Origin of the sequence: Leucobacter komagatae (genome assembly GCF_006716085.1) — a bacterium.
In the GTDB taxonomy this organism is placed as follows: Bacteria; Actinomycetota; Actinomycetes; order Actinomycetales; family Microbacteriaceae; genus Leucobacter; species Leucobacter komagatae.
This window is the reverse complement of sequence record NZ_VFON01000001.1, coordinates 2193133-2205074: the sequence shown is the minus strand read 5'-3', so window position 1 is coordinate 2205074 and position 11942 is coordinate 2193133. Positions and strand designations below refer to the sequence as shown.

At 63.8% G+C, this 11942-nt stretch carries 9 protein-coding genes; 7 read left to right on the top strand and 2 right to left on the bottom strand.

Translation table 11 applies throughout. The features are described from left to right. The first annotated feature begins 7 nt into the window (after positions 1–7). The 5 genes from FB468_RS10035 to FB468_RS10015 all read left to right on the top strand — a co-directional run bounded on the left by FB468_RS10035 (position 8) and on the right by FB468_RS10015 (position 7584). Entirely contained in the window at positions 8–1537 is a 1530-nt protein-coding gene (locus FB468_RS10035) for a sugar ABC transporter ATP-binding protein (protein ID WP_141887218.1), read from the top strand. Then, positions 1534–2517 (top strand): ABC transporter permease, encoded by a 984-nt coding sequence (locus tag FB468_RS10030; RefSeq protein ID WP_141887217.1) that lies wholly within the window; start codon positions 1534–1536, stop codon positions 2515–2517. The genes FB468_RS10035 and FB468_RS10030 overlap by 4 nt, the downstream gene beginning before the upstream one ends. A 33-nt stretch (positions 2518–2550) precedes the next feature. After that, on the top strand, positions 2551–4590 hold the full coding sequence (locus FB468_RS10025) for a hydantoinase/oxoprolinase family protein (protein ID WP_141887216.1): 2040 nt from the start codon (positions 2551–2553) through the stop codon (positions 4588–4590). 2 nt (positions 4591–4592) lie between these two features. Continuing rightward, positions 4593–6299, top strand: a complete 1707-nt coding sequence (locus tag FB468_RS10020; protein ID WP_141887215.1) for a hydantoinase B/oxoprolinase family protein — start codon at positions 4593–4595, stop codon at positions 6297–6299. Between the two features lie 97 nt (positions 6300–6396). Further along, positions 6397–7584: a metal-dependent hydrolase family protein gene (locus tag FB468_RS10015; RefSeq protein ID WP_141887214.1), complete on the top strand. Its 1188-nt coding sequence runs from the start codon at positions 6397–6399 to the stop codon at positions 7582–7584. Here FB468_RS10015 and FB468_RS10010 read toward each other — a convergent pair. Continuing rightward, positions 7473–8345, bottom strand: coding sequence for a GntR family transcriptional regulator (locus FB468_RS10010; protein ID WP_246055841.1), 873 nt, complete (start codon positions 8343–8345; stop codon positions 7473–7475). The two genes, FB468_RS10015 and FB468_RS10010, sit on opposite strands and share 112 nt — an antisense overlap. Positions 8346–8605: 260 nt before the next feature. Between FB468_RS10010 and FB468_RS10005 the strand changes: the two genes are divergently transcribed. Both FB468_RS10005 and FB468_RS10000 read left to right on the top strand, forming a co-directional pair. Then, the gene (locus tag FB468_RS10005) at positions 8606–9901 is read left to right on the top strand and encodes an MFS transporter (RefSeq protein ID WP_141887213.1); all 1296 of its coding nucleotides are present in this window, start codon (positions 8606–8608) and stop codon (positions 9899–9901) included. 83 nt (positions 9902–9984) lie between these two features. Further along, positions 9985–11085 (top strand): mandelate racemase/muconate lactonizing enzyme family protein, encoded by a 1101-nt coding sequence (locus tag FB468_RS10000; RefSeq protein WP_141887212.1) that lies wholly within the window; start codon positions 9985–9987, stop codon positions 11083–11085. An 85-nt stretch (positions 11086–11170) separates the two neighbouring features. On the opposite strand, the gene FB468_RS09995 is transcribed toward FB468_RS10000, so the two are convergent. After that, the gene (locus tag FB468_RS09995) at positions 11171–11854 is read right to left on the bottom strand and encodes a GntR family transcriptional regulator (RefSeq protein WP_141888242.1); all 684 of its coding nucleotides are present in this window, start codon (positions 11852–11854) and stop codon (positions 11171–11173) included. Positions 11855–11942 lie beyond the last annotated feature (88 nt).

Genomic DNA, 11942 nt, shown 5'->3' with positions numbered 1-11942 from the left:
GCCCAAGATGACCACCTCTCCGGAAAGCCCGCCACTCGTCGAGCTTCGAGGCATCAACAAGCGGTTCGGCGGAACGCAGGCACTAAACGAGGTGTCGCTCAGTGTCGCCCCGGGTGAAATACACGCGTTCGTTGGGGAGAACGGCGCCGGCAAGTCAACACTCGGCAAGGTCATCGCTGGAATCTATGCCGCCGACTCGGGGGACCTTATCGTCGAAGGTTCCCCGGTCGATCGGTGGAATCCTGGGATCGCGCAGCGTCGAGGCGTTGCAATGATCGCGCAGGAGCTTGCCCTCGTTGCCGACCTCACGGTCGCTCAGAACGTCTTCCTTGGGGCAGAGCGGCATTTCCTGGGATGGGAGAAGCGCGACCTGGCCGCGCGGTTTGCGCTGCTCGAAGAGCAGATCCGTTTCGGCCTCGACCCGCACTCGAAGGTGCGGGATCTCCGCATCGCTGACCAGCAGAAGGTTGAGATCATGCGAGCGCTCGCCAGAGACGCTCGTGTGATCGTAATGGACGAACCGACTTCCTCGCTGACAGCCAAGGAGATGGAGCAGCTCGAATCACTAATGAGAAGGCTTCGTGATCGTGGCTGCTGCGTCATCTATGTCTCGCATTTTCTTGATTCTGTGCTCGCCGTTGCAGACCGCATCACCATCATGCGTGATGGCAGAAAGATTGACACGGTCGTCGCTAGTGAGGTGTCGAAGCAGGAGGTTGTTACCTCGATGCTTGGCCGCTCTCTCGGGCAGGCCTATCCCGAGCGTTCGGCGCCGGTCGCTGGCGATGTTGCACCTGTGCTCGTCGCGAACGGGGTTGCGACCGACACAGGCGTGGCCGATATGTCGTTTGTCGTGCGGCCAGGCGAGGTCGTCGGGCTCCTCGGTTTGGTTGGTAGCGGTCGTTCGGAGTGCGCACGCGCGGTATTCGGTGTGGACCGACTCCTTGCCGGCACCGTCGACGTTGCAGGTCAGCGCGTAACCAAGCACTCGCCGAGAGCGTCGATCGAGCGTGGTTTCGTACTTGTCTCAGAGGATCGGCACCGCGATGGCCTTGTGCTGCAGCGCTCGGTGCGCGAAAACATCTCACTCTCGAGCCTTGCTCAGTTCTCAAACGGCGGCGTTGTCAACACGAAGCAAGAGAAGTCTGCGGCTACTGAGCTCGCTCACGCGCTCGAAATGCGGCCGGCCAACACTGAGCTCCCCGTCTCCTGGTTTTCAGGTGGTAACCAGCAGAAGGCGCTGCTTGCCAAGGCCCTGTCGACGAACCCGAAAGTGATCGTGCTCGACGAGCCGACGCGCGGGGTCGACGTCGGGGCAAAACGAACAATTTACGAGCTCATTGTGAAGCTCGCCGAGCAGGGGATCGGGATCCTGCTCATTTCATCCGAACACGAGGAGATCATGGAACTCGCGCACCGCGCCTACTTGGTCTCCGAAGGGAGAACGATCAGCGAGATCGTTCCCGCAGACACCACCGTGGAAGACGTGTTGTTTCAGCTCTTCCACGTTTCATCCGGAGAGGAGTCAGCAGCATGACTCAAGCTGCCAACACCACCGTCACCCAGACGCGTGAGCGGAAGCGGTTCTCGGTGAGAGAGATCGCAATCGAGTACGCAGTGCTTATCTTGTTGGGGGCAGTTATCGTCGCCCTCGCCATTCTGTCGCCATCGTTCTTCACCTTCGGCAACATCGTGAACATTCTCAACCAGAATGCTCCCCTCGTGATTATTGCGTCGGCGGGTACCTTTGTGATTGTTTCAGGCAACTTTGACCTCTCGACGGGCGCCATCTACGGTGTCGCAGGGGTCGTGTCTGCATGGCTCGCGGTCTCTACGGGGAACGTCGTGCTCGCGCTCGCTGCGGCGCCGGTTGTCGGCGTAGTTCTCGGTTCCTTCAACGGCATTGTGATCACGAAGCTCCGCGTCCACTCGTTCCTCGCGACGCTTGCGTCATCGATGATCTTCACGACGATCGCGGTTCTTATCACCGGTGGCAGCCTGATTACCGTCACGACTCCGGGCTTTACCGCACTCGGACGGGACCGCATTGGGGGCGTATTCATCGCAGTGTTCGTGATGATCATCATCGCCGCTGCTTTCTGGCTGCTGCTCTCACGCACTGTCTTCGGTCGTCATGTCTACGCCGTCGGCGGTAACGACGAGGCTGCGGAACTGTCGGGCATCAACGTGACACGCACAAGGGTCTTTGTGTTCATGCTCAGCGGGCTTGCCGCGGGCACCGCAGCCGCGATTGGGGTTTCCCGCATCGCGTCGGGCCAGCCGCTGTCTGGCGCAGGCCTTGAACTCTCGGCGATCGCCGCAGTGATTCTCGGCGGCACGAGCATCTACGGCGGCGTCGGTGCGGTTTGGCGTTCGATCGCTGGCGTGTTCCTCATCGCGCTTATCGGCAACGGGTTCGACCTGCTCGACCTAAACCCGCAGCTCAAAGACATGGTCACCGGTTTCATCATCCTCGCGGCAGTGGGGCTCGCAGCCGCGGGCCGCAACCGTCGCTAACAACCACCAACAATTCACAGGAGTACACATCTCATGTCACATCAGGTTCGCGTAGCGATCGATGTCGGAGGCACCTTCACCGACGTAGTGAAGCTCGTGCCCGGAACAGGCGAACTTCGTTTCGAGAAAGTGCCGACGACGCCGTCGGAGCCCACCGCCGGTGTTCTCGCCGCGTTCGACAAGGCGGAAGCCGACCCCAGCACGGTAGAAACGTTCAACCATGGCTCAACCCTCGGGCTGAACTCCCTGCTCACTCGATCGGGCGCGCGCATCGCGATCATTGGTACTCGGGGATTCCGGGACGTTTACCTGCTCGGTCGCACCGATCGCAAGGTCATGTACGACTTTGCATACCAAAAGCCTGAGCCTCTGCTTGAGCGCTATGACACCTTTGAGGTGACCGAGCGGAGTATGTTCGACGGCAGCGTTATTGCCCCGCTCGACGAGGAAGACGCGAGGAGAGTTGCGCGTGAGATCGCAGCGCGTGAATACGACGCGGTTGCCGTCGCCTTTCTGCACGCCTACGCGAACCCCGCGCATGAGCTCAGGATGCGCGAGATTCTCACCGAAGAGGCCCCGAACGTTGAGGTGACGCTCTCGAACGAGCTCTCGCGTGAGTACCGCGAGTACGAGCGAACGAGCACCGCTGTGCTTGACGCATACATCAAGCCGATTATGCGCAGCTACCTGCGTGCGCTTGAGGGCGAACTCGCTGAGCGCGGCTTTGAGGGTCGCTTCCTGATGTCACGTTCCGGGGGTGGCGCAATGACCGCCTCGGCCGCGCGTGAGCAGCCGGTAAACCTCATCCTCTCTGGCCCGGCTGGCGGAGTCGTGGGCGCCGGGGGGTTCTCTCGGCTAATCGATCGGCCAAACCTCATCACAATCGACATGGGCGGCACCAGCCTTGACGCCTCACTCGTGCTTGAGGGCGCACCGGTGCTTTACCACGGTGCTGAGTTCGAGGGTCTTCCAATTAACACGCCATCGCTCTACATTCACACGATTGGCGCAGGCGGAGGATCGCTTGGTTACCTCGACGAGGCCGGTGCGTTACAGGTCGGCCCGAAGAGCGCTGGCGCGGTTCCTGGCCCTGCTGCATACGGGCGCGGCGGTACACAGCCAACGTTTACCGACGCGGCGCTCGCCGTCGGTTACCTTGGCGTCGATACACCACTCGGCGGTGAACTCACGCTCGACCGCGAGAAGTCGGTGATGGCGCTTGCGCCGATCGCCGAGGAGCTTGGGCTCTCTGTCACTCAGCTCGCTCGCGGCATGGTGCAGATCTCGAACACCAAGATTGTTGGCGCTGTGCGGGCGATCACGATCGAGCTTGGTCATGATCCAAAGGACTTTGCGCTGCTCTCGTTCGGTGGTGGTGGTGGTCTGGTTGCCGTCGATGTTGCGCGTGAGCTCGGCGTTCCCGAGGTCATCGTGCCGCCGGGGCAAGGTGCGTTCTCCGCGCTCGGGATGCTCATGGCCGATGTTCAACACGACTACTCGCGTACCACGATTCAGCCGCTCGATGAGCTCGACTCCGCTGCAGCGGACGCGCTTTACGCCGATATGGAGTCGGAAGCGTCTGTCGCGCTTGAGGGCGAGGGGTTCGGCGTGGACCGCCGCGCCTTCAGCAGAGTAGTAGCCGTGCGTTACTCGGGGCAAGAACACTCCGTGACCGTTGACTACCCGTCTGACGGAACCGATCCGCGATCCGTGATCCGCGAAGAGTTTGATCGCCTGCACCTGCGTCAGTACGGACACACGATGGATGACCCCATCGAGATCACCACTCTTCGACTCCACGCCGTTGGCGTCGTCGACAAGCCGGATCTGCCGCAGGTCGCCGCGCGCACTGCCGGTGATAGCTACCCGACGGCGACTCGCACGGTGACTCTGCCTGACGAGAGCCAGGCAGAGTACGCGCTCGTCGCGCGCGAATCGCTCCTCGCGGGCGACGTGGTCGAGGGCCCTGCCGTGATCACCGAACACACTGCAACAACCGTGATGCATGCAGGCGACCGACTCGAGGTCGGCCCGTACGGTGAACTCGTCATTTCGATTCAGAAGGGAGCCTAACTATGGCCGATGCAATTACTACCGAGATCATCAGGCACGGCCTACTCGCGGCGGCCGAGGAAATCGCGAGAAACCTCTGCCGTACGGCTTATAACACTGTCGTGTATGAGATCCACGACTACGGCATTGGATTGCACGATGCCAACGGTGACGTGGTTGCCGATGCGCCTGGCATCGCGGTCTTCACCCGCGGCAACGATGCAGGAATCAAGCACTCGATGGAGTTCCTGGGCGTTGACGCTATGGAGCCCGGTGACGTGTTCATCATCAATTACCCCTATTGGTCGAGCGCACACACACTCGACCCGCTGGTATTTGCGCCAATTCACGCCGAGGACAAGCTCATTGGGTTCGCATCTTGCCGCGTGCACGTTACGGACCTGCATCAGAAGGATCCGGGCTACGTGCTCGACTCGACTGATCGCTCGCAGGAGGGGCTCGTCATGCCCGCTTCGAAGCTGTACCGCCGCGGGGTGAAGAACGACGATGTCTTCAACATTGTCCGCTTTAATAGCCGGATGCCGAAGCACACCATCGGGGATATCCAGGCTCAGGTGTCAGCATGCGTCACCGGCGTAAAGCGCACTCAGGAGCTCGCAGCGAAGTACGGCGTTGCCACACTCGAGGAGGCGATGGCGACGATCAACGACCACGGTGAAAAGCTCGCGAAGCTCGCGCTGAAGAAGCTCCCGAAGGGCACCTGGACAGCAATCGACTACGTTGACGACGACGGGATCTCGAAGGATCAACTGGTCGAGCTCAAGTGCACCGTCACGGTTACCGATGAGGAAATGATTGTTGACTGGACCGGGTCTGCGGAGAACGTGGTCGGCCCAATCAACCTCCCTGTTGGACAAACTGAGGCGCTATCGAGCTTGATTTTCAAGTCGCTTACCACGCCTGATTCGCCGGTGGTTGCCGGCAACTTCGCGCCTCTTCGCGTGATCACGGTACCTGGTTCGGTAATGCATGCCGTGCCACCGATGCCGACCTTCACGCTGTGGACCGGCCTGCTGGCCGGCGAGGTCATCCTCAAGGCGCTGGCACAGGGTATGCCCGAGCTCGTACCGGCATGCTCGGGCGGCGATGTCTGCTCGATGATGGGGCTCGGCATCAACCCGCGTACCGGCGAGCCTTGGCAAGAGGCCACCAACGAAGCGGTTGGGTACGGCGGAACTGCTCATCACGACGGCGAAGATGGCATCATGCATCTCTCCGAGCCAGGGTGCCGCAATAACCCGGTTGAGGTGCTCGAGACGAAGTCGTCGATGATCATCGATCACTACGGTTACCGCCCAGACACCGGAGGCGCTGGCAAGCACCGGGGCGGGGTCGGAGTCAGCCGCACGTACCGTTTCACCGCACCATCGACGGGTATCTGTCTGGTGTACAAGACCAAGACAGAGCCATGGTCGATTGACGGTGGCCACGAGGGTAAACCGAATCAGGTAGTGCTGAACCCTGGAACATCGCGCGAGGTCGTGCAGGGCGGCAGTTACAACCACCTCGAAGCCGGAGACGTGCTTGTCAACGCAACTGGCGGCGGTGGTGGGTATGGCAATCCGTTCGACCGTGACCCCGCAGCGGTCGCGCGCGACGTGCGCAACGGGTTCGTCTCACCTGACTCTGCTACCCGGGATTACGGGGTCGTGGTTGGGGCAGATTTCGTCGTAGACGAGGACGCGACTGCGGCCGCCCGCGGTCGATAGCACATCCGTTGATAGGTGTCGCGGGGCTACCCGCGGCACCTATCTGACAGAATTCACCAAGGGCAGGAACTGTCCGCCGTCACACAGAGGAGACACGTTGAAGACGCAATCGCTTTCGATTCTTGGCGCGCAGGTATGGAATGGCGAGGGTTTCACGTCTCGCGATGTGCACATAGCCGATGGCGTCGTCGTTGATGTCCCTGCTGAAGGGGCCGAAGAGCTCGACGGCACCGGTGGTTGGCTGCTTCCCGGGCTCATCGACGCGCACTTTCACGCCTATGCGACGAGCATGGACGGGCTCGAAAACGAGCGCGGGCCGCTGAGCTACGCTGCCATCAACGGCACCCGCAGGCTTGAGAAGGCGCTGAAGCGTGGCTTCACGACGGTGCGCGACGTCGCCGGCGGAGACATCGGGCTCTCGCGTGCCATCGACGCGTCACTGTTCGATTCGCCCCGCTACCTCTTCACGGGGCCGGCGCTGAGCCAGACGGGCGGCCACGGTGACCCCCGCGCAGAGCACGTCGACATCTGCTTCTCGCACGGTCACATGTGCGAGGTCGTGGACGGCGTCGACGCCCTCCGGGTTGCGGTGCGGAACCGCCTGCGGACGGGTGCACACGCGATCAAGATCATGACCTCGGGCGGCGTGTTCTCACTCGCCGACCCGCTCCGCATCCCGCAGTACTCCCCAGAAGAGGTGCGTGCCGTCACCGAGGAAGCCGCCCGCCGCGGCAGCTATGTCGCAGCCCACGCCTACTCATCCGAGGCAGTGATGCACTCGATTGAGAATGGGGTGCGCTCGATCGAACACGGCAACCTCATCGACTCGGCGACCGCCGAGGCTATGGCGGCGAAGGGCGCGTTCCTCGTACCGACCCTTGCGGCATACGACGCGATGGATCGCCGCGGCGCCGAGATCGGGCTGAACGAAATCTCGCTCGCGAAGAACTCCGAGGTGCTCTCGAAGGGACAGGAGGCTGTGCAGCTCGCGCTCGCCGCGGGCGTGGGGGTCGGCTTCGGCAGCGACCTCATGGGAGACCTCGAAGACGACCAACTTCGCGGCGTGAAGCTTCAGGCCGAGGCGGCGGGCCCGGCTGAGACCATTCGTTCGCTCACCGAGGTGAATGCGGCGCTGATCGGCGACGTGCGGGCAGGCTCCCTCGTGTCCGGAAGCTACGGCGACGCTCTGCTGCTCTCGGAGAACCCGCTCGAGGTCGCGGCGGCGCTCTCGGAGCCCGCAGCTCGGCTCGCGGTCGTGCAGGGCGGCCGCGTCATTCGCTCATAGGGGTTGGTTTTCGTTGCCCGGGTCGCGCAGGTTGTGCGGGGCCCGGGCTTTAGTGTTTGTCGCCAGCAGCTTCCCCGGGCCCCGGCACCGTTGCCGCGAGATCGGGGGAGCTCCAACCTGCGTGGTGGAGGTGGCGCAGGTGTACCCGCATGAGGCGTTCGACCTCGGCGGCGTCGCCCGCGAGCAGTGCGTCGAGAATTTCTGCGTGCTCGCAGAGCTGAGCTCATGAGCTCGCCCAGCTCTGCGAGCGTGTGGATGCCGAACTGCCGCGTCTGGTCGCGGAGCGAGCCGATGAGGTCAGTGAGTCTGTCGTTCTCGAGCAGCGAGAGCAGGCCGAGGTGGAACGCGCGGTCGACCTCAAGGTAGGCGTTCATGTCGTTCGCGCGGGCCTCGGCGAGGAGGTCAGCGACGAGGCCCTTGAACTCCTCGCTCCGCGCGTGCAGGGCGGGTGAACCCGCGAGCCGGGCCATCGAAGGGATCTCGATGAGCAGTCGAAGCTCGGCGATGTTCTGCCGGTCTCGCTCGCTCAGCGACACGACGCGGTAGCCGCGGTTACGCACGGGCTCCATGAGCCCCTGGCTGACGAGCTCGAGCATCGCCTCGCGCACCGGTCCGTTCGAGACGCCGAGCTCGACGGCGAGGGCTGCTGCTGAGTAGACCTGGCCGGGCTTCAGCGCGCCGCGCACGAGCTGCGCGCGGATCTCGGCGAGCGCCTGCTCGCGCAGGCTCGTCGAGCGCAGGTGCCTAGGGTTGATCGCCAAGAACGCCCTCCATCGTTTCTGTGTGGGTAGGGCAACTCTAGCGACTTCGCGGGTGCGCCGGCACCTGTCGGGCTGGGAAGCGCAGCCAGGCGAGATTGACTTGACGTAGTTAGTTATCGGTAATATGTTACATAGCGAGACGGGGTCGGCCACGACCCCGGATCGCCATCGCCCACCGCAGTGCACCCGTGAGCCCACAGACAATACAGCTTCGGGGTAGTGCGAAGGGCTCGTCCTCCCCAACGAGAAAGGTGTCAGTGTTGACACGAGAAGCACAGCAGTCGACGCAGCAAGAGCCCGCTTACCGGCGGGCGCTCGCCGCGAGCGTGAGCGGCCAGGCCCTCGAATGGTACGACTTCGCGCTCTATGGCCTCGCCGCTGCGATCATCTTCCCGAAGATCTTCTTCCCCGACGTTGACCCGGTTGTCGGCGTGCTCGCCTCGTTCGCGACCTTCGCTGTCGGCTTCGTGGCCCGGCCGATTGGCGGCTTTGTCTTCGGCCGGCTCGGTGACAAGATCGGCCGCACTCGCACGCTGATGATCACGATCATGCTCATGGGCGTCGGCACGGTGCTCATCGGCCTGCTGCCGACCTACGGGCAGATCGGGCTGTTCGCGCCGCTCATGCTCGTCGTGCTGCGCCTCGTGCAGGGCATGGGCATCGGTGGTGAGTGGTCGGGCTCGGCGGTGCTCGTCGTCGAGACCGCCCCGAAGGAGCGCAGGGGCTTCATGTCATCGCTCATCAACTCGGGCGAGTACATCGGAACGCTCATCGCGTCGGGCCTGTTCGCGGTGCTCTCGCTCGCGATGCCGGAAGACGCGTTCCACTCGTGGGGCTGGCGCATCCCGTTCCTGCTGAGCGCCGTCGGCGTGCTCATCTGTTGGCTCATCCGCCGCAAGCTCGAGGAGCCGGAGACCTTCACCGCCGCAATCGAAATCCCGACCGAGAACCCGACCCTCATGCAGTCGATCCGTTCGGAGTGGCGCCACATCCTCGGCATCATCGGCATCCGCATGTTCGAGAACGCTGGCGCGTACATCATCCTCGCCTTCGCGGTGACCTACGCCGAGGGCGTCGGGGTGCCCACGAGCACCACGACCTTCGGCGTCTCGGTCGCGTCGGTCGTCGCGATCTTCATGATCCCGATCTTCGGCAGGCTCTCCGACAAGATCGGCCGCCGCAAGGTCTACATGATCGGCGCCGTGTTCCTCATCCTGTTCTTCTGGCCCTTCTTCCTGCTGCTCGACACGACAAACGCGTTCTGGGTGTGGTTTGCCTTCGGCGTCGCGTACGGCCTCGGTATGTCGCCCATGCTGTCGGTTGAGCCCGCGTGGTTCGCCGAGCTCTTCCCGACCCGCTTCCGCTACTCGGGAACCGCGATCAGCGCGAACATCGCTACGGTGCTCGCGGGCGGCCTCGCGCCGTTCATCGCCGTCGGGCTCATGGCGCTCACGGGCAACCTCGTGCTCGTCATGGTCTACCTCGCCGTGCTCGCTGTGATCTCGCTCATTGCCGCGAAGCTCACGCCCGAGACCGTCGGCACCGATCTCCGCTAACCCGCGACACTCCACTAACCCGCGACACCCCGCCAACTCCCTCACCTACGAGCCCCACGAGCCCTACAAAAAGGAGCACACACATGCAGATCACCGGCATCAGAATGTTCGGCTACGACCTGACCTACAAGCACGGCACCTACGTGATGTCGGGCGGCCGCGCCGCGGCAGCGCAGGCATCGACAGTCGTGGCGGTCGACACGGATGCCGGCCTCACAGGCTGGGGCGAGGTCTGCACGCTCGGCAGCACCTACCTGCCGGCCTTCGCGACGGGCGTGCGGGCCGGCATCGCCGAGCTCGCGCCCGCTCTGATCGGGCGCGACGCACTCGACATCCGCGGCGCGCTCACCGCGATGGACGGTGCACTGCTCGAGCAGCGCGCGGCGAAGAGCCCCGTCGACATCGCGCTCTGGGATCTGCTTGGGAAGGCGGCTGGCATGCCGGTTTCGGCGCTCACCGGCGGCATCCAGAACCCCGAGTTTCCGCTCTATGAAGCGGTGCCGCTCGAGTCGCCCGAGCAGATGGTCGCGTTCGTTGAGGCGCGCATGGCTGAGGGCATCAAGCGGTTCCAGCTGAAGGTCGGCAACGAGCCCGAGCTCGACGCGGCGCGCACGCGCGCTGTTGTCGCGGCCGTGCCCGACGACGTCGTCGTGATCGCCGACTCGAACGGCGGCTGGGACGTGCACGACGCGATCAAGGCCGTGAAGCTCATCGGCGACATCCCCGTGTACATCGAGGAGCCCTGCCGCGGTATCGACAACAACATCCTCGTCGCGAAGCAGACGAGCCAGCAGCTCATCCTCGACGAGTGCATCATTACCCTCGACGACCTCTACCGCGCGAAGTACGAGGCGGGCATCTCAGCGATCAACCTGAAGTACTCGCGCGTGGGTGGCTTCAGCCGCGCGCTGCAGCTGCGCGACGCGGCAGAGAGCCTGGGGCTCAAGGTGTCGATGGAGGATACGTGGGGCGGTGACATCACCTCGGCTGCCGTGAACCACCTCGCGGCGACGACCGACCCGACGAAGCTGTTCAACGTCTCGTTCATGAACGACTGGACGAACGAGCACGTCGCCGGGTACGAGCCGCGATCGGTGGATGGGCGCGGCACCGCGCTCACCGGCCCGGGCCTCGGCATCACCGTCGATGAGCGCGCGCTCACGCTCCTCGCCGATTTCAACTAGCGGGATCAGCGCGGGATCAGCGCGGGATCAGAGCAGGATCCTCGCTAGCGAAGTGGCCGGCCCCGTGCGGGCCGGCCACTATGCGTTACTCGCCGGTGTCGGGCTCGACCGAGGCCTCGAGGTCGGGGAAGGTCCACCGGCTCCACCTGAGGTACTGAAGGTGGCCGAGCATGAGCCGCTCGACGGCCTCCACGTCACCGGCTAAGAGTGCGTCGAGGAGGTTCCGGTGATCCTGCGCTGAGTCGACGAGCTCGCCGCGCACCGCGAGCTCGTAGATGCCGTACTGACGCGTCTGATCGCGGAGCGTCCCGACAAACTCCGTGAGACGCGGGTTGTCGAGGAGCGCCAGTAGCCCGAGGTGAAACTCCCGGTCGGCGTCAAAGAACGCCACAATATCCTCGGCCTTCGCCGCGGCAAAGAACTTGTCGACGATCGCGGCGAACTCGTCGGCTCGCTCGATCACGCGCGGCGAGCCCGCGAGCTTCATCATCGACGGCACCTCGAGGAGGGTGCGGATCTCGGCGATGTCCTCGCGATCCTTGCGGCTGATGGTCACGACGCGGTAGCCGCGGTTGCGCACGACCTCCATCATGCCGTCGTTCACGAGCGCGAGCATCGCCTCCCGCACGGGGCCGTGCGAGACCCCGAGCTCTGCCGCGATGGCCGTCGCCGAGTAGACCTCGCCGGGCTTGAGCACGCCCGACACGAGCAGCGAACGCAGCTGCACGAGCGCCTGATCGCGCAGCGTCTGGGGAGGGAACCGCAGCATCTCGATCACAGTCGTTCCCTCTCTCAGTTCGTGGCTGAAACTCTATACCGCTTCGGCCGTGCTGCCGCTGAGGGAAACGAAAAGTGGC